The 17,411-nt window shown below is 45.6% G+C and carries 17 protein-coding genes; 8 read left to right on the top strand and 9 right to left on the bottom strand.

What is annotated here, in order from left to right; all coding sequences use genetic code 11:
- Positions 1 to 21: 21 nt before the first annotated feature.
- From AACQ42_RS01105 to argR, 3 genes are all read right to left on the bottom strand, one after another.
- A complete protein-coding gene (locus AACQ42_RS01105; protein ID WP_013857846.1) occupies positions 22 to 2,595 on the bottom strand; it encodes a TRAP transporter permease in 2,574 nt (857 codons plus the stop codon).
- A gap of 287 nt (positions 2,596 to 2,882) precedes the next feature.
- Positions 2,883 to 3,851, bottom strand: coding sequence for a TAXI family TRAP transporter solute-binding subunit (locus AACQ42_RS01100; protein WP_094166180.1), 969 nt, complete (start codon positions 3,849 to 3,851; stop codon positions 2,883 to 2,885).
- 463 nt (positions 3,852 to 4,314) lie between these two features.
- Complete coding sequence (argR, locus tag AACQ42_RS01095) at positions 4,315 to 4,788, bottom strand: transcriptional regulator ArgR (protein WP_013857844.1); 474 nt, start codon at positions 4,786 to 4,788, stop codon at positions 4,315 to 4,317.
- 325 nt (positions 4,789 to 5,113) lie between these two features.
- Between argR and mdh the strand changes: the two genes are divergently transcribed.
- Positions 5,114 to 6,049, top strand: a complete 936-nt coding sequence (gene mdh, locus AACQ42_RS01090; protein WP_017043806.1) for a malate dehydrogenase — start codon at positions 5,114 to 5,116, stop codon at positions 6,047 to 6,049.
- Positions 6,050 to 6,342: 293 nt separating this feature from the next.
- Positions 6,343 to 7,749 (top strand): basic amino acid/polyamine antiporter, encoded by a 1,407-nt coding sequence (locus tag AACQ42_RS01085; protein ID WP_094166179.1) that lies wholly within the window; start codon positions 6,343 to 6,345, stop codon positions 7,747 to 7,749.
- A gap of 97 nt (positions 7,750 to 7,846) precedes the next feature.
- On the opposite strand, the gene ispB is transcribed toward AACQ42_RS01085, so the two are convergent.
- Positions 7,847 to 8,818: an octaprenyl diphosphate synthase gene (gene ispB / locus AACQ42_RS01080; protein WP_094128145.1), complete on the bottom strand. Its 972-nt coding sequence runs from the start codon at positions 8,816 to 8,818 to the stop codon at positions 7,847 to 7,849.
- A gap of 272 nt (positions 8,819 to 9,090) precedes the next feature.
- Between ispB and rplU the strand changes: the two genes are divergently transcribed.
- The 6 genes from rplU (at position 9,091) to folA (ending at position 12,955) form a co-directional block, all read left to right on the top strand.
- Positions 9,091 to 9,402 carry a 50S ribosomal protein L21 gene (gene rplU / locus AACQ42_RS01075; RefSeq protein WP_010320620.1) on the top strand — a complete coding sequence of 104 codons (312 nt, stop codon included), beginning with the start codon at positions 9,091 to 9,093 and terminating at the stop codon, positions 9,400 to 9,402.
- 21 nt (positions 9,403 to 9,423) lie between these two features.
- The gene (gene rpmA, locus AACQ42_RS01070) at positions 9,424 to 9,681 is read left to right on the top strand and encodes a 50S ribosomal protein L27 (RefSeq protein WP_010320621.1); all 258 of its coding nucleotides are present in this window, start codon (positions 9,424 to 9,426) and stop codon (positions 9,679 to 9,681) included.
- Positions 9,682 to 9,902: 221 nt separating this feature from the next.
- Entirely contained in the window at positions 9,903 to 11,075 is a 1,173-nt protein-coding gene (gene cgtA / locus AACQ42_RS01065) for an Obg family GTPase CgtA (protein WP_010320622.1), read from the top strand.
- A gap of 116 nt (positions 11,076 to 11,191) precedes the next feature.
- Positions 11,192 to 11,953 (top strand): threonine/serine exporter family protein, encoded by a 762-nt coding sequence (locus tag AACQ42_RS01060; protein WP_013857840.1) that lies wholly within the window; start codon positions 11,192 to 11,194, stop codon positions 11,951 to 11,953.
- The gene (locus tag AACQ42_RS01055; protein WP_013857839.1) at positions 11,941 to 12,429 is read left to right on the top strand and encodes a threonine/serine exporter family protein; all 489 of its coding nucleotides are present in this window, start codon (positions 11,941 to 11,943) and stop codon (positions 12,427 to 12,429) included. The genes AACQ42_RS01060 and AACQ42_RS01055 overlap by 13 nt, the downstream gene beginning before the upstream one ends.
- Positions 12,430 to 12,472: 43 nt before the next feature.
- The gene (gene folA, locus AACQ42_RS01050; protein ID WP_017045398.1) at positions 12,473 to 12,955 is read left to right on the top strand and encodes a type 3 dihydrofolate reductase; all 483 of its coding nucleotides are present in this window, start codon (positions 12,473 to 12,475) and stop codon (positions 12,953 to 12,955) included.
- A 46-nt stretch (positions 12,956 to 13,001) separates the two neighbouring features.
- Here folA and apaH read toward each other — a convergent pair whose 3' ends face one another.
- Genes apaH through surA form a run of 5 tightly spaced genes read right to left on the bottom strand, consistent with a single transcriptional unit; the run spans position 13,002 to position 17,367 of the window.
- The gene (apaH, locus tag AACQ42_RS01045) at positions 13,002 to 13,817 is read right to left on the bottom strand and encodes a bis(5'-nucleosyl)-tetraphosphatase (symmetrical) ApaH (RefSeq protein ID WP_094149204.1); all 816 of its coding nucleotides are present in this window, start codon (positions 13,815 to 13,817) and stop codon (positions 13,002 to 13,004) included.
- An 11-nt stretch (positions 13,818 to 13,828) separates the two neighbouring features.
- A complete protein-coding gene (gene apaG / locus AACQ42_RS01040; protein ID WP_013857836.1) occupies positions 13,829 to 14,209 on the bottom strand; it encodes a Co2+/Mg2+ efflux protein ApaG in 381 nt (126 codons plus the stop codon).
- Positions 14,210 to 14,269: 60 nt separating this feature from the next.
- Positions 14,270 to 15,076 carry a 16S rRNA (adenine(1518)-N(6)/adenine(1519)-N(6))-dimethyltransferase RsmA gene (gene rsmA, locus AACQ42_RS01035; RefSeq protein WP_013857835.1) on the bottom strand — a complete coding sequence of 269 codons (807 nt, stop codon included), beginning with the start codon at positions 15,074 to 15,076 and terminating at the stop codon, positions 14,270 to 14,272.
- A gap of 13 nt (positions 15,077 to 15,089) precedes the next feature.
- Positions 15,090 to 16,082, bottom strand: coding sequence for a 4-hydroxythreonine-4-phosphate dehydrogenase PdxA (gene pdxA / locus AACQ42_RS01030; RefSeq protein ID WP_017050645.1), 993 nt, complete (start codon positions 16,080 to 16,082; stop codon positions 15,090 to 15,092).
- On the bottom strand, positions 16,072 to 17,367 hold the full coding sequence (surA, locus tag AACQ42_RS01025; protein ID WP_064624316.1) for a peptidylprolyl isomerase SurA: 1,296 nt from the start codon (positions 17,365 to 17,367) through the stop codon (positions 16,072 to 16,074). Before surA ends, pdxA begins: the two co-directional genes overlap by 11 nt.
- Positions 17,368 to 17,411: the final 44 nt, after the last annotated feature.

Below are 17,411 nucleotides of genomic sequence, written 5' to 3'. Positions count from 1 at the left end.
AGCTTGTGCTAGGCATATTGATTAAGCGCGTATTTCTTGTGTTCTCATACGGCGTTTTTGATTCCAAGCTAGCGTCAGCACTAATAATAATGCAGGTAAGAAAACCCACTCTTTCATTGGCCGTTGGCTTTCCAACACAACTGAGCGGATTTCCCAATCAAAATCTATACCTGCGGCTTCAGCTGGACTACCAAACTCAATCATATCCACCAGCATACGATTACTGGTTTCTTTCAGGGTTAGCCCCATTGATTGAATACGCTGTTCTGCCGTTGACGCTTGATCATCAAAAGGGAGTAGTACTGTTTTTGACAAGTAATCACCTTCAATGGTTTCACCAGCGACGATAAGCTCTATCGATTGACCCACATCGAGGTTTTCTACAATTTGCGCTATCTCTGTGCCTGGGTGCAGTTCGGTCGCAGGATAAATCATGTCCCACCAAAAACCGGGTCGGAAGAACGAGAACGTCAGCACCAACAGCAAGACGGTTTCCCACCACTTATTGCGAGTGAGCCACCAACCTTGAGTCGCAGCAGAAAACAGCAGCATTGCGGTAATGGCCGAGAAAATGGTTAACGCTAAGTGCCACCATGTATCAATGCCCATTAGCAGTAGTTGAGTGTTGAATACGAACATAAAGGGCAAAATGGCGGTACGAATATCGTAAGCAAACCCTTGAATACCTGTACGAATAGGGTCTGATTTAGCGATAGCAGCTGCGGCAAATGCCGCCAAGCCAACTGGTGGGGTGTCATCTGCCAAAATGCCGAAATAGAACACAAATAAGTGTACGGCAATCAATGGGATGATAAGACCATGAGCGGCTCCCAGTGTCACAATGACGGGAGCCATTAAGGTTGATACGACGATGTAGTTGGCGGTGGTCGGTAAGCCCATACCAAGAATGAGGCTGATCACGGCGGTAAAAATCAGCATCAGTATGACACTGCCACCGGAGATAAACTCAACAAAATCGGTCATCACTAAGCCGATGCCAGTCAAGGTTACGACACCAACGACGGTTCCTGCGGCTGCGGTTGCCACGCCAATGCCAATCATATTCCGTGCGCCCGAAACCAAGCTTTCGGCAAGATCAACAAACCCAGCCTTCACTTGCGTGTTCAAATCGTTGCTCTTATTGAGTAACGACATGATTGGTCGCTGAGTGATCAAAATGAAGACCATAAATATCGTGGCCCAAAAAGCGGATAATCCAGGCGAGAAGCGCTCGACCGTCAAACACCATACTAGCACCACAATAGGTAGCAGGTAATGAAGCCCTGATTTTACCGTCGGCCCAGGGTCGGGTACTTCTTGGATATCCATATCCATTGCACTTTCTGAGGCGTAGCGAGACGAAATTTTAATCAGAGCGACATAAGTCAGTAAAAGCGCGACCGTAACAATTGGAGTAGCGGCGTCACCAAACACCTCTTTGGTCCAACCAATGCCGTAGTAAACAACAGCGCTGAGAACGCAAAGCCCTAAAATAGTACCCGTAAATGAAAGTAAGCTTTGCACCCATGTCGGTGTATGACGGCGAGGTAGGCCTTTCATTCCTGCTTTGCAGGCTTCCAAATGGACAATATAAATTAAGGCAATATAAGAGATAAGCGCTGGCAGTAGCGCCGCACGGATCACTTCAACATAGGAAATACCGACATATTCCACCATTAAAAATGCGGCAGCACCCATGATAGGCGGGGTTAATTGGCCATTGGTGGAAGCGGCTACTTCAACAGCGCCCGCCTTTGTTCCGGGAAAGCCGACACGTTTCATCAAGGGAATGGTAAAAGTACCGGTGGTAACTACGTTTGCAATCGATGAGCCAGACACTAGCCCCGATAAGCCTGAGGCTACAACCGCTGCTTTCGCGGGACCGCCTCGCATGTGGCCCAGCAGTGAAAAGGCTACTTTGATAAAATAGGAACCTGCGCCAGCTCGTTCAAGCATTGCGCCAAATAGAACAAACAAGAACACAAAAGAGGTGGAAACCCCAAGAGCCACCCCAAAAACCCCTTCAGTGGTCAGCCATAAATGAGACATCGCTTTGTTTAGGCTCGCTCCTTTATGAGCGATCACATCCGGCATGTAGGGGCCACCAAAGGTGTAGAGCAAAAAGAGTGCTGCGACCAACATTAGCGGTGGTCCTAACGCTCGACGTGTTGCTTCAAGTAATAGCACCATTCCTGTGACGGAGACCGCTATATCAATCAAGGTTGGCGCACCAGAGCGACCAGCCAACTCATTGTAAAATAAATAGATGTAAGCAGCAGAGAAACTGCCCGCCAATGCCAAAATCCAATCAATCAATGGAATGCGATCGCGTGGTGAGTTCTTTAACGCAGGGTAGGCAGTAAAGGCGAGAAAGACAGCGAATGTGAGGTGAATGGCTCGTGCTTGCGTATCGTTTAAGATGGCAAAGTTAAAAATAAAGGGCAGCGGTGAAGCATACCAAAGTTGGAATAGTGACCAACATAGTGGGACAAACCACAAAATGCGCCCCGGCAAGCCGTGAGGGTTTCTTGCGCCGGTATCAGATTGCGCTACCATTTCCTGCACATCGGTTGACGGAGTAAGTGTCTTCGTCATGTACGTTATCCTTATTATTGGCTGCCTACGTCTCGGTTGGTCACAGGGTCAATTCACTGCTAATGAGAAGTGGGCTATTGCGGAACAGAACAAAAGGTGGGTTGTTAAATCATTTAAAACCCAAATGTGCCCAGAGAGTCGTTGTAAACGTAAGAGGACAGGCCATCATCGCTGACCATAACGCCAAGGGATAAAGGGCATATCGCTCGTGACTGAAAGGGCAATCAAAGGAGACGTTCAGCCTCCTTTGATTCGGTATCGCTATTGTTGGTTTTCGCGATGCGAAATTATTTTAGCAGACCGATTTCTTTGTAGTATTTTTCTGCGCCAGGGTGAAGAGGAATGGAGATCCCCGCTTTCACCATGTCTTCTTTTTTCAAGTTAGCAAAGGCAGGGTGAAGACGTTTAAAGGTATCAAAATCTTCAAATACCGCTTTGACCAAATTGTATGCGACTTCATCAGACACATCAGTGCTTGATACCAAGGTCGCAGCCACACCAAAACTGGTTACATCTTTATCTGTTCCACGGTACATGCCAGCAGGAATCGTGCTGTAAGCGTAGTAAGGGTTATTGGCAACAATTTTTTCAATTTCAGGGCCAGTAGCAGAGACGAGTTTTGCATCGCATGAGGTCGTTGCTTCTTTGATTGAACCATTTGGATGGCCAACCATATAAATAAAGGCATCTATTTTATTGTCGCACAATGCTTGAGAGCGCTCAGAGCCTTTGAGCTCAGAAGCCAGTTTGAAGCTGTCATTGGTCCAACCAAATGCATCCATCACCACTGCCATGGTAGCCCTGTCACCAGAACCTGGGTTACCAATGTTGACACGTTTACCTTTCAAGTCAGCCACGTTTTCAATGCCTGAATCGGTGCGGGCAATGATATTAAAAGGTTCGGTATGAAGGGAAAATACTGCGCGCAGTTTTTTATTCGGGCCTTGCTCGGCAAATTCACTGGTACCGTTATAACCATGGTACTGCCAGTCAGATTGAACAATACCGAAATCGAGTTCACCTGCACGAATCGTGTTCACGTTGTAGATCGATCCGCCCGTTGATTCTACTGAGCAGCGAATGTTGTGATCTTTACGCCCTTTATTAACCAGCTTACAAATAGCACCACCTGTCGGGTAGTAAACACCAGTGACGGATCCTGTACCAATCGTAATGAACTCTTGTGCGCTTAACGTACCTGTACCCATGACCGCTGCTGCAATAATTCCAACTTTAATCAATTTATTCAATGCCATGAATTTTCTTTCCTTATTCATTATTAACCCCATAGATAATTGTTGTTACACCCTTCCCACCTGAAGTTGCTGTGGTGTTGGCTACGTTCGTTCACCCCAATCACAGAATTATCCATGCTTATGACGACTGACTGACTTGCCGCCTACCCGCAACTTCAAGTTGTTTGGGTATCGGGGGAGTTTCCTCATCTAGAAACGGCATCTTTTTCAATCCGTATGTTGAAAAAGTGGCTAAATAATACCAAAAAATCGACACATAATTACAGGAATGTTAAAAAATGTAGCGAAATTGGCTATCAATAAGCGTCATTGTCAGAGCCAAAATATGGCAATAGCTTGCCTATCAAGGAGTTATTCCTCTTTCTGCTGTGACAACTTATTGCTGAAGATGTGAAGAGAATCACGCCAACTTGACTCAGTGTGATTCTACTAGAGAGTGAGATGAAATGCGTTTAGTGACAAATTACCCTGCGTAATCAAACAGATCACAGACTGAATCAAACAGCTGCTTTGTCGTTACGTTCAGTGTCGGTGTGATAAAAATGGTATCGTCACCGGCCACCACACCCAAGATGCCTTCTGATTTGCCCAGAGAATCAAGTAACCGAGCAATAAGCTGCGCCGCCCCTGGCCCGGTATGAATCACTACCAGCGCGGCATTGTGATCTATATCTAGCACTAATTCGCGCAGTGAACTTGATACGGTTGGTACACCGAGTTCAGCAGGAAGGCAGTAGACCATCTCCATTTTTGCGTTGCGAGTGCGTACCGCGCCAAATTTAGTCAGCATGCGAGATACTTTGGATTGGTTGATATTATCAAACCCTTCATTACGCAGGGCATCGACAATGTCACCTTGAGATCCAAAACGTTCTTCTTTTAATAGATTTTTAAAAGCACGAACCAGATTATCTTGCTTATCATTATTGTTGCGCATAGTTATCGTCTTCGATTAGCCATTTATTGCTGCATATTCTCGCATAGCTATGCAGTCATCGCCAAATTATCGTCCAAAAGTGTCTAAAAGGTCACTGTAAACTTTTATGTAAAACTTTGGTCGAATGGCAACTTAACTCTTTGTCGGTAAAGATAAACAAGGTCATAATTGCCATCGGTGCTGTAGCACGATTTTAGCGAATTGCGCGAGGTCGCAAAGCTAGCGTTAATTGATTGTAATCATATTGTGATTGCTATAGTTTTCTAGCTTAAAAATACCCTACACAAAAACATTTATAAGAGATTTATTCTCAAGGAGAACTACGATGAAAGTAGCTGTTATTGGTGCCGCTGGTGGCATCGGTCAAGCCCTAGCACTTCTACTTAAAAACCATCTTCCTGCTGGTTCCGATCTGGCGCTGTATGACATCGCACCGGTGACTCCGGGCGTTGCTGCCGATCTAAGCCACATTCCTACTCCCGTATCGATCAAAGGCTATGCTGGAGAAGATCCAACACCTGCGCTTGAAGGTGCGGATGTAGTCCTTGTTTCTGCTGGTGTCGCTCGTAAGCCGGGTATGGATCGTGCGGATCTGTTTAATGTTAACGCTGGCATTGTGAAAGCGTTGGCTGAAAAGATTGCGGTTGTCTGTCCAAAAGCCTGTGTGGGCATTATCACCAACCCTGTTAATACAACAGTACCTATTGCAGCGGAAGTCTTGAAAAAAGCAGGCGTTTACGACAAGCGTAAGTTATTTGGTGTGACAACGTTGGACGTGATCCGCTCAGAAACGTTTGTCGCGGCGCTAAAAGATAAAAACCCTAGCGAGATTATTGTGCCTGTGATTGGCGGCCACTCAGGCGTCACTATCCTTCCTTTGCTTTCGCAAATTGAAGGGGTTGAGTTCACGGCCGAAGAAGTGGAAGCCCTAACTAAGCGCATTCAAAACGCAGGCACCGAAGTGGTGGAAGCGAAGGCGGGTGGCGGCAGTGCAACACTGTCAATGGGTCAAGCGGCTTGCCGTTTTGGCTTATCATTAGTCAAAGCACTGCAAGGTGAACCAGGTGTTGTGGAATGTGCCTACGTTGACGGTGGTAGTGAGCATGCTTCATTCTTTGCACAACCGATTAAACTCGGTAAAGAGGGTGTCGAAGAAGTGTTGAGCTATGGTGCATTGAGTGCCTATGAACAAGCCGCGTTAGATGGAATGCTGACAACACTGAAAGGTGATATTCAGCTAGGTGTTGATTTCGCCAAATAAAGAATAACCTTATCTTATACAAAAATGCCGCTTGCTCATCCAAGCGGCATTTTTTATGGTTTTTACCAATATTTTTGTATGATGATGCTTTGAACTGTGTAATATGCGGTTTTTTTTACTGAGCAGTGCATTATTTTCGTCGTGAACTTACAAACTTTTTGATCCCTAGCAATGAATTTGACTATTGACTCACTATCTCAGTGACCGCGATCACATAGGGATTGATGTCTGGTAAATATGTTCTCTAAAATAGCGCCTTCCTCTAATGTGTAAACACTCACTGGATAGTTCCCATGGATAATAAGCTTGGTTTGGGCTCACTGACAGCACTGGTCATTGGTTCAATGATTGGCGCTGGTGTTTTTAGCCTGCCACAAAACATGGCCTCAGTCGCCAGCCCTTTGGCGGTAATGATCGGTTGGGGGATCACCGGCGTTGGTATGATCTTTCTCGCGCTCTCTTTTCAACAACTTGCCATTCATAAACCTCATATTAATAGTGGCGTATTTGGTTTTGCTCGAGAAGGATTTGGTGACTTTGCGGGTTTTTGTTCCGCATGGGGTTACTGGTTTAGCGCCATGGTGGCTAATGTCTCTTATCTGGTAATTGTTTTTAGTACCTTAGGCATGTTGTTTGATACACCAGATAACGTGATGTTTGGGGCGGGTAATACGTGGCTTTCCATTGGGAGTGCATCGGTATTACTTTGGTTGGTGCATGCGTTGGTCAAAAAAGGAGTACAAACGGCCGCATTCATTAATCTGATTACCACCTTTGCTAAAATGATCCCTCTCGTGTTGTTCATCATTTGTGCCGCTTTTGCTTTTTCTTGGGACAAATTCACATTGGATTTTACAGGCTTACACTTCGGTGTTGGCCATGATCTGCTGGATCAAATAAAAAGCACCATGTTGATCACGGTATGGGTGTTCATCGGAATAGAGGGAGCGGTTGTTGTGTCAAGCCGCGCTCGCCACCGTGCTGATATCGGTAAAGCGACTATTCTCGGTTTGCTTACGGCGTTGACCATTTATGTATTGGTCACCTTATTGTCGATGGGCGTGATTAAACCGGTTGAATTGGCGCAATATCAGAACCCTTCAATGGCCAAAGTGCTGACGACTATTCTTGGTCCTTGGGGTGAGTACATTATCGGTGTTGGCTTAATTATTTCGGTGTGCGGTGCTTTTCTTAGCTGGACGGTCCTGGCCTCCGAAGCGCCATTTTTATGTGCTAGAGATAAGATGTTTCCTGCCATCTACGCCCAGCAAAACGAAGCGGGGAGCCCAGTAAAAGCGTTAACTCTAACCAATATTTGCATTCAGGTCTCACTGATTCTGGTGATGTACGCAGGCAGTACCTACGATACGCTGCTGATCTTCGCTTCAGAAATGATCCTTGTTCCCTATTTTTTGATCGGTGCCTTTACGTTAAAGATCGCGATTGAACAGAAGAATAAAGGCAAACTTCTGGTGATAGGTTCTTGTGCCACCATTTATGGGATTTGGCTTTTGTATGCCTCTGGTTTTCACTATTTGATGCTCTCCGCGCTACTCTACTTACCTGGGCTCTATTTCTACATGAAAGCCAAACGAGAGCAGGGCATTCATCCTTTTCAAGGCAAAGAAAAGTTAGGAGCTTGTGCTTTAACGATCGTGGCTGTTTTTGCATTTGGCATGATTTGGCAAGGCGGGTTTTAAATAACGCTTAGAATCAAAAAGAGCCTCAATTGAGGCTCTTTTTGTAGCGGTGCATTTCTAGGCAAAGGTCGATTCTTCGTCCAAGCTAGCTGCTGTTCTACTTTGTCCTATTCACAGCCATATGAGCTAGAGCTATCAGTGCTTGTTTATATTCACTTTCTGGCAGGATAGACAGCTCATTGATCGCTTTATCGGCTTCTTTTAGCGCTTTGTTGGTTGTGTATTCAAGCGAGCCTGTCTGTTTCATTGCCGCTAGAATCTCATCAAGCTGTTCCATGCCATTGGCTTTTTCGATGGCCTCACGGATCATCTCTTTTTGTTCGGGTGTACCATGCTGCATTGCGTACAATAGAGGAAGTGTTGGTTTGCCTTCCGCTAAATCATCGCCCACATTTTTGCCCATTTCACTGCCATCAGAGGTGTAATCCATCACGTCATCAATGAGCTGGAAAGCTGTGCCAAGGTACTTACCATAGTTCTGTAGTGCCGTTTCAATTTCAGGAGAAGCGTTACTTAATATCGCACCAATCTGGGTCGCTGCTTCAAACAAACGCGCCGTTTTCGAGTAGATCACCTGTAGGTAATTTTCCTCGGTAGTGTTTGGATCATTACAGTTCATCAATTGTTGCACTTCGCCTTCAGCGATAACGTTCACCGCATCGCTCATCAGCTCAAGGATCCTTAACGATCCTAGTGTAGTCATCATTTGGAAGGAACGCGTGTAGATGAAATCCCCCACTAACACGCTCGCTGCATTGCCAAATGCCGCGTTCGCTGTTGCCTTGCCACGGCGCATATCCGACTCATCGACAACGTCGTCATGCAGCAAGGTTGCCGTGTGGAGGAATTCAATAAATGCAGCGGCAGTCGTGTGCGCTTCACCTTGATAACCAAGGGCTCGAGCCGACAAAATAGCCAGCAAAGGACGCAGGCGTTTCCCACCCCCGCTGACGATGTAGAATCCTAATTGATTGATTAAAGATACATCAGAGTTGAGCTGAGCTTGAATCGTTTCATTCACTTTTGCCATGTCATCGGCAGTAAGCGTTTGGATAGCTTTAAAATCCATGGTTAATCCGGCTGAAGTTAGAACCTATAAGGTGTTGTGTTCTTCTATAATTCTCGAATAATACACTAAAAAACGTTGATTAATACAAGGCTTAAAGGCATGATTGCGCCACTTTTCATTGGCGATTAGCTTTTCGCCAATTTTTTCAAAATATGGCTTGTCTTGGGGTACTCATTCGCGTAGAATCTGCGCCCTATTGATGATTAGTTTAGCGCACACCCAAATTGCTCAAATAAAAAGCATACGGCTGTGCGGAAAGAGCGGAGTAAAATATGTACGCTGTTTTCCAATCTGGTGGTAAACAACACCGTGTAAGCGAAGGTCAAACTCTTCGTTTAGAGAAATTAGACGTTGAAACTGGTGCAACTGTTGAATTTGATAAAGTTCTACTAGTTGCTAACGGTGAGCAAATCACTGTTGGGGCACCTCTTGTTGAAGGCGGTAAAATTACTGCTGAAGTAGTACAACACGGTCGTGGCGATAAAGTTAAAATCGTTAAGTTCCGTCGTCGTAAACACTCTCGTAAACAACAAGGCCACCGTCAGTGGTTCACTGAAGTGAAAATCACTGGCATCAACGCTTAAGTAATTTAGGAGAGTTTAACAATGGCACACAAAAAAGCTGGCGGTTCTACTCGTAACGGCCGCGATTCAGAAAGCAAACGTCTTGGTGTTAAGCGTTTCGGTGGTGAATCTGTTCTTGCAGGTAACATCATCGTTCGTCAACGTGGTACTAAGTTCCACGCAGGCACTAACGTTGGTATCGGTAAAGACCATACTCTTTTCGCTCTTACTGAAGGTAAAGTGAAATTTGAAGTTAAAGGTCCTAAAAACCGTAAATTTGTTAGCATCGACGCTGAATAAATTTATACCTAACTGAACTCAAAAGCCCTGCCGTTACGGTGGGGTTTTTTATTTATCAGCCGAACAGAAAAGAAGACACTCTAATCACTAGAGTTTCTCCTTATGTGTTCCAATTGTGGATAAAACGAAGGATGATCACGGTCGATCCTGAATGTGTATCTGCTAGAATTTATATCATTGTGTGACAATGATATCGCAACGCAAAGAGCGTGGAGTAACAAATGAAATTCGTTGATGAAGCGATAATTAAAGTCGAAGCGGGTGATGGCGGTAACGGTGTCGTGAGCTTTTGGCGTGAAAAATTCGTGACGAAAGGCGGCCCTGATGGCGGCGATGGCGGCGATGGCGGCGACGTTTATATCCAAGCCGATGAAAACTTAAATACCTTGGTTGATTACCGATTCCAACGCTTTTACGCTGCTGAGCGCGGCCAAAATGGTGGTGGTGCTAACTGTACAGGTAAGCGCGGTAAAGACATTACTTTGAAGGTGCCTGTTGGGACTCGAGCGGTTGACATTCACACCAATGAAGTTGTGGGTGAAGTTGCAGAGCATGGCAAAAAAGTGATGGTCGCTAAAGGTGGCTGGCATGGTTTAGGTAATGCTCGCTTTAAGTCATCCGTTAACCGTGCACCACGCCAAAAAACCATGGGTAAAAAAGGTGAGGTGCGCGAATTACGCCTTGAGCTTTTATTGTTAGCTGACGTGGGTATGCTTGGCTTGCCGAATGCGGGTAAATCAACCTTTATTCGTTCTGTTTCAGCAGCGAAGCCAAAAGTCGCTGATTACCCCTTCACTACGCTGATCCCAAGTTTGGGTGTCGTGAGTGTGGTTCCTGAGAAAAGTTTCGTGATCGCTGATATTCCGGGCTTGATTGAAGGCGCGGCCGATGGTGCTGGTTTAGGTATTCGCTTCTTAAAGCACTTAGAACGTTGCCGAGTGTTGCTGCATATGATCGACATTCTTCCTATTGATCAAAGTGATCCTGCGCAAAATGCGCTGACCATCTTTGATGAGCTAGAGCAATACAGTGAAAAAGTGTCACAAAAACCTTGTTGGTTGGTGTTCAACAAAGTTGATCTGATGCTTGAAGAAGAAGCCGATGAAAAGATCCAAGAGATCTTAGATGCGCTGGCTTGGGAAGGGCGATACTTCAAAATTTCGGCAGTAAACCAACAAGGTACGGCGGATTTGTGCCGTGAGTTGGCTGACTATATGGAAACGTTACCTCGTGAGCAGGAAGAGCTCAGTGAAGCTCAGAAAGTCGATTTCATGTGGGATGATTACCATAAAGATGAGATGAACAGCCAAAATGTGATCACTGAAGATGGTGATGACTGGGATGATTGGGACGACGAAGAAGATGACGGTCACGTTATCTATGTTCGTGATTAATTTTCCTGAATTGATTGAGCCGCAATAATTATTGCGGCTTTTTTATAGCTAAATCATATTTAAAGCACCCAATTTCGGGCACACTATTGGGCTTTTAGGACGTTCGGAAAGGAATCATGACATCCAAACAGAGGCTTGTTTCTCGATTGATCGCCCAAGCTGGGCAAATGTTGTTGGCTCATGGTGCGGAAAGTACACTGGTGGGCGATATTATGCGTCGCATGGGAGCGGCGTGTGGCATGAGTGAAGTGGAAGTATCGCTCTCGGCGAGTTCACTTGTGCTAACCACGGTTTACGATGGCCATTGCATTACGACTGCGCGCCGTTGTCCTGATCGTGGGATCAATATGCGGGTAGTGACGCAAGTCCAGCGCATCTGCATCATGATGGAAAAAGGGATTTTAGATTATTCCCTTGCGCAGAAAAAACTCAATCAGATCAGCCCTGAACGCTACAACCGTTGGTTGGTTGTGGTGATGATTGGTCTTTCTTGTGCTGCATTTGCTCGTTTAGCTGGCGGAGATTGGACTGTGTTTACGATGACGTTCATTGCTTCTGCGGCGGGTATGATTGTGCGCCAAGAGATTGGGCATCGCCAATTTAATCCGCTCGTCAACTTTACGGTGACCTCATTTGTTACTTCGATCATTTCAGCGCAAGCTATCATCTACCAACTAGGCAATAAACCAACCATTGTGATGGCTTCTTCTGTACTGATGTTAGTCCCCGGTTTTCCTTTAATTAATGCGGTCGCGGATATGCTTAAAGGTTATATCAATATGGGTATTGCCCGTTTTGTGATGGCAAGTTTGCTGACGCTGGCAACGAGTTTGGGCATCGTTGCGGCGATGAGCGTGACGGGTGTATGGGGGTGGTAGCGATGGATTGGATGAATTTATTACTCGGTTTAGCCAATGATATGTTTTTTGCTGCAATCCCAGCCGTTGGTTTTGCTTTGGTGTTTAATGTTCCTGTACCAGCTCTAAAATATTGTGCGTTAGGTGGTGCGATTGGTCATGGCTCACGTTACTTAATGATGCAATTTGGAATTCCCATTGAGTGGGCGACTTTTTTTGCTGCAACTATCGTTGGAATGATTGGCGTGCGTTGGTCGCGTAAATTTTTAGCCCACCCTAAAGTGTTTACGGTAGCGGCTTTGATCCCAATGGTTCCCGGGGTTTTTGCCTTTAAAGCGATGATTGCAATGGTTGAAATTAACCATCTTGGTTTTACGCCAGAGCTGCTGGCGATACTGATGGATAATTTTTTAAAAGCGATGTTTATTATCGCGGGCTTAGCGGTTGGCCTTGCGGTTCCGGGTTTGTTATTCTATCGGCGCAAACCCATAGTGTAAGGGCATGGGCTATTTTTCGTGATGACACTTTAGGATCTTATTTATGATCATCAGCATGATTGCCGCGATGGCAGACAACCGGATTATTGGTAAAGACAATCAAATGCCATGGCATTTACCGGCCGATTTTGCATGGTTTAAACGCTGTACATTGGGCAAACCAGTGATCATGGGGCGAAAAACTTATGAGTCTATTGGTCGCCCGTTACCCGGTCGCCATAATATCGTGATCAGTCGTGATGCTTCATTGGCAATTGAAGGGGTGAGTATTGTCTCTTCGATTGAAGAAGCCATTGAGGTTGCGGGTCATGTGGATGAAGTGATGATCATTGGTGGCGGCTCTATCTATCAAGCCTGTATGCCACAGGCCAATAAACTATACCTCACCTTTATTGACTTAAATATTGAGGGAGATACGCAATTTCCCGAGTGGGGGAGTGAGTGGCAAGAAGTTCATCGTGAAATGTATCAAGCGGATGACAAAAATGCTCACAACATGCAGTTTGTGGTTTTTGATAAGCAATAGAGGATTTCGGATCGATATTAAGCAACGATCCGAATCTTTTTATTCGTTAGCCTTTATGGGTTAACGCTGGTTGAGTGAAGTAGTGTTTATCTTCCCAGCGTAGCATGGTCAAACATCCTCCCCACACACAGCCAGTATCAAGCCCTATCACTTCGTCGCTGCGGTAACCTTCTAACGCAGCCCAGTGGCCAAATAGGACTGTTTTATCGAGTTTAAGGCGTTTGGGTAGGGCAAACCACGGTAACAATTCTTCATCTTTTATTTCTTGAGGGGGAAGTTTGCACGCCATATCAAGACGCCCATCAGCAAAGCAAAAACGCATCCGAGTATAGGCATTGATGGTATAGCGATAGCGATCAATCCCTTCTAGCTTCGAGCTCCACATATCAGGTGTGTTGCTGTACATTTGCTCGATAAGCCAACGCCAACGATCACTTTGCAAAATACTTTCGACTTCTTTTGCTGCTTGACGTGCAGTTTCAAGATCCCACAGAGGAGAAATCCCCGCATGGCACATAACAAAGTCAGCATGTTCAGCGAGGAGCGGTTGATGGCGCAACCAAGTGAGCAGCTCTGTTGCATCGTTCGCTTGTAATATGGGTAAGGTTTTATCACGAGGTTTACATGGGTGGATGCCCAGCGAGACGGCCAGTAGGTGAAGATCGTGATTGCCTAGAACGATACGTGCCGCACTACCCAATTGTTTGATAAAACGTAGCGTTTCTAGAGATTTAGGGCCTCTTGCAACTAAGTCGCCAGCTACCCACAGTGTGTCTTGTTGTGGTTGGAATTGCACTTGAGCCAATAAACACTGTAGTTCATCAAAACAGCCTTGAATGTCGCCGACAATATAGTTCGCCACGGCTACCTCTTTTAATTTAAAACATTAGGAATAGCGAGACGAAAAGGCTCAATTTCAACAATAAATTCAGCGTCCGCTTCATCTAACATAATGTAATGACCTTGCATAACACCGACTGGCGTTTCTAACGCCGTACCACTGTTATAGCGGTACTCATCATTGGGCAAGATAATCGGTTGTTCCCCGACCACGCCATCACCTTCCACAGACATCTGTTTGCCATTCGCATCGGTAATTAGCCAACGGCGGCTCATCAGCTGTACCTGCTGGTTGCTGAGGTTACGGATGGTGATCACATAGGCAAAGATATAGCGGTGTAAATCGGGATTGGACTGCTCGGGGAGATACTGGGTATGGACTTGGATTTTGATACAAGGTTCAGAGATATCCATGTTAACTCCTTGTTTTTATAGATGAGCGATAGACATTGGCCGTTTATCGCTCAATCGTTATTAGGCGTGATGAGCGTCTAACCAGTTTGCCATAGCAACAAACTGTTCAAGTGTTAGGTTTTCCGGGCGCATGCCAGGGTTGACCCCAAGTTCTTCTAGCGTTTCCACTTCAATCAAACCTTTGTAGCAGTTACGTACGGTTTTACGACGTTGGTTAAAACCATCTCGGCAGACACGCTCTAACCATTTCATGTTTGTCGTGGGATGCGGCAGTACTTCATAAGGCACCAAACGCACCACGGCTGAATCAACTTTCGGTGGCGGTACAAAAGCCGTTGGCGGAACTTCCAACACAGGAACCACTTTGCAGAAATACTGCGTCATAACCGTTAAGCGCCCGTAAGCTTTACTGCCGGGACCGGCAGCTAAACGATTGACCACTTCTTTTTGCAACATGAAGTGCATATCTTGAATATCTTTATGAAATTCAAATAAGTGGAACATTAATGGCGTTGAAATGTTGTATGGCAAGTTGCCGAAAATGCGCAGTTTATTATTCGGTTTCACCAACTGCGTGAAGTCAAAACGCATCGCATCACCTTCGTGAATCGTCAATTTACTCGATAATTCTGGGTGGTTGCGTAGGCGTTCAGCTAAGTCACGGTCTAGCTCAATAACAGTGAATTTATCCACTTCGCGGCCGACTGGCTCAGTTATCGCTCCAAGACCGGGGCCGATCTCAACCAAATTTTGTCCCGGACGAGGGTTAATCGCAGAGACGATGCCATCAATAATGTATGGATCGTTTAGGAAGTTTTGACCAAAACGTTTACGCGCTTTGTGCCCTAAGTGGACATCATTTCTCATAGTTTTCTCGAAATTAATTAGGTTTCTTTTCTACCAAGTCAATCGCGTAGGCGAGTGCTGTTCTAAAGCTCCCTGTATCCGCAAGCCCTTTCCCTGCCAATTCGAGTGCGGTGCCATGATCGACCGATGTTCTTATAAAGGGTAGACCAAGAGTAATATTTACTGAACGACCAAAGCCTTTGTACTTTAATACGGGCAGGACTTGGTCGTGATACATGCCTAAAACAGCATCGGCATCTTGCAAGTATTTGTCATTGAAGATGGTGTCGGCTGGTAGTGGGCCAATCAAATTAATGCCATCTTGCTGACGAATTTTTTCTAGTGTTGGAGTGATGGTTTCTATCTCTTCACGGCCTAGACAGCCATCTTCTCCCGCGTGTGGGTTTAAACCACACACATAAATTTTGGGTTGAGCAATGGCAAATTTTTCCACCAAATCTTTATGCAAAATAGTGATGATTTTTTCTAACCGCTCGACCGTTACTGCCTTTGATACATAAGCCAGTGGAATATGTGTTGTCACTAGCGCGACTCTCAACCCTTCTGTTGCGAGCATCATAACCACCAGTGGAGTATTAGACTTTTCTGCAAAGAATTCAGTGTGGCCGCTAAATGCAACGCCAGCTCGGTTGATCACCCCCTTGTGCACAGGGCCGGTGACAATAGCATCAAATTCATCATTCATACAGCCTAAAGCGGCTCTTTCTAATGTATTTAATACATAATGTCCATTGGCTTCATTCAGTTTCCCCGTTATCACCGGTGCGCCGAGGGGAATATGATCCACTACTAACCGTCCCGCTTGCTGTGGTTTTGGTGCAGAGGTGACTGAGTAGTCTTCCAATATAACGTCAATATTGAGCTCTTTAGCGCGCTCTGCAAGCAAGCTTTTGTCCGCGCATACCACCAGTTGATGTGCCCAATCTTCTTTTGATAAGGCCAGCACCAAATCTGGGCCAATACCCGCGGGCTCGCCAGCGGTAACCACGATGCGTTTAATTGTCATCTTGGTTGTCCTGTATAATTTCGACAAAGGCGCTGGCACGCATTTCTTGTAGCCATGCGCTGGCTTCTTCATTGAATTTTCGATTAAAAAGAATGCGATAAGCTTTGTTTTTCAGTGCAGAGTCGGTGCGGTCGACTTCACGGCGATCAAGCACTTCAACAATATGCCAACCATGAACGGTTTTAAAGGGTTCGCTGATTTGTCCAACCGATAATGTTTCGATTTGATGTTGAAACTCCGGCACGTACAGATCCGGTGTTTGATAACCCAATTCGCCATTTTGCGCCGCAGAGCCGGGATCTTGGCTGTATTGCTGCGCCAATTCACCAAAGGTCGCTTCACCTGCCTTAATGCGACGAATGAAGTCATGTAGCTCTTTTTGTACGCCGTCATCGCTTAAAATGACCGTGGGTTTGATTAAAATATGGCGTGCATTAACTTCCGTGACCGCGACGGTTTCTAATCCTTTGACGTCATCAATTTTAAGAATGTGGAAACCGACGCCACTGCGAAATGGCCCAATAATAGAGCCTTTGTTTTGCATTTTGATTTGGTCGGCAAAAATTGTCGGCATTTCTTCTTTGCGCATCCAGCCCCAATCACCACCTTGCAGCGCTTTCGGACCTTTTGAATAGGTATAAGCCATGGTGCTGAAATCCGCTCCTTGGTTGAGTTTTTCGACTAAGGTTTTGGCTTGCTGTTCTACTGCGGCCTTATCTTGAGTGTCGTCAACACGCAGTTGGATGTGGCTGATTTTATATTGCACCGTTGCATTGGTTTCTTGCGCAAGAATATTAGCTAAGTTGTCCACCTCGTCCGGTAATATATTGATCCGGCGACGAACTAAAGCATTACGCGCTTCACTTGCTGCAATTTCTTTACGTACTTGTTCGCGAAATTCGGCATAAGTCAGCCCTTCAGCAGTAACAGAAGCGTTAAGCTGTTCTAGGGTTTGATTATTGTTTTTCGCGATGTCGGCGATAGCGTCACTGAGTCGGTTATCGTCAATGCGCACGCCAATGCGTTGTGCTTCTTGTTGCTGAATGGTATCAATAATCAATTTTTCAACCACTTGCTCACGCAGCACTGTGTCTTCGGGTAGCGTTTGACCATTTTTCTTTGCATTAATGGTCAAGGTTTTTAATGCACCATCAATGTCACTCTGTAAAATAACGCCACTATTGACGATGACGGCGACGCGATCGAGCTCAACAGGAGCAGCGTATGCGGTGTTTAGGCTTAATGTTGCCATCAATCCAATCAGTGTGTGTTTCCACAATTTCATTTGTAGTCCTATCAAAATGAGCAAGGGCCTTTACGCTTAAGCAA

It is taken from the genome of Vibrio sp. V12_P9A6T4, from assembly GCF_963874835.1.
GTDB classification, from domain to species: Bacteria; Pseudomonadota; Gammaproteobacteria; order Enterobacterales; family Vibrionaceae; genus Vibrio; species Vibrio anguillarum.
Note: the sequence above shows the minus strand (reverse complement) of the source record. Positions and strands in the feature narration are given on the sequence as shown.

What these genes read in the sequence shown, in the direction of transcription:
- AACQ42_RS01105 (WP_013857846.1), bottom strand. Translation starts at nt 2,595, where the DNA reads ATGACGAAGACACTTACTCCGTCAACCGATGTGCAGGAAATGGTAGCG.
- AACQ42_RS01100 (WP_094166180.1), bottom strand. Translation starts at nt 3,851, where the DNA reads ATGGCATTGAATAAATTGATTAAAGTTGGAATTATTGCAGCAGCGGTC.
- argR (WP_013857844.1), bottom strand. Translation starts at nt 4,788, where the DNA reads ATGCGCAACAATAATGATAAGCAAGATAATCTGGTTCGTGCTTTTAAA.
- mdh (WP_017043806.1), top strand. Translation starts at nt 5,114, where the DNA reads ATGAAAGTAGCTGTTATTGGTGCCGCTGGTGGCATCGGTCAAGCCCTA.
- AACQ42_RS01085 (WP_094166179.1), top strand. Translation starts at nt 6,343, where the DNA reads ATGGATAATAAGCTTGGTTTGGGCTCACTGACAGCACTGGTCATTGGT.
- ispB (WP_094128145.1), bottom strand. Translation starts at nt 8,818, where the DNA reads ATGGATTTTAAAGCTATCCAAACGCTTACTGCCGATGACATGGCAAAA.
- rplU (WP_010320620.1), top strand. Translation starts at nt 9,091, where the DNA reads ATGTACGCTGTTTTCCAATCTGGTGGTAAACAACACCGTGTAAGCGAA.
- rpmA (WP_010320621.1), top strand. Translation starts at nt 9,424, where the DNA reads ATGGCACACAAAAAAGCTGGCGGTTCTACTCGTAACGGCCGCGATTCA.
- cgtA (WP_010320622.1), top strand. Translation starts at nt 9,903, where the DNA reads ATGAAATTCGTTGATGAAGCGATAATTAAAGTCGAAGCGGGTGATGGC.
- AACQ42_RS01060 (WP_013857840.1), top strand. Translation starts at nt 11,192, where the DNA reads ATGACATCCAAACAGAGGCTTGTTTCTCGATTGATCGCCCAAGCTGGG.
- AACQ42_RS01055 (WP_013857839.1), top strand. Translation starts at nt 11,941, where the DNA reads ATGGGGGTGGTAGCGATGGATTGGATGAATTTATTACTCGGTTTAGCC.
- folA (WP_017045398.1), top strand. Translation starts at nt 12,473, where the DNA reads ATGATCATCAGCATGATTGCCGCGATGGCAGACAACCGGATTATTGGT.
- apaG (WP_013857836.1), bottom strand. Translation starts at nt 14,209, where the DNA reads ATGGATATCTCTGAACCTTGTATCAAAATCCAAGTCCATACCCAGTAT.
- rsmA (WP_013857835.1), bottom strand. Translation starts at nt 15,076, where the DNA reads ATGAGAAATGATGTCCACTTAGGGCACAAAGCGCGTAAACGTTTTGGT.
- pdxA (WP_017050645.1), bottom strand. Translation starts at nt 16,082, where the DNA reads ATGACAATTAAACGCATCGTGGTTACCGCTGGCGAGCCCGCGGGTATT.
- surA (WP_064624316.1), bottom strand. Translation starts at nt 17,367, where the DNA reads ATGAAATTGTGGAAACACACACTGATTGGATTGATGGCAACATTAAGC.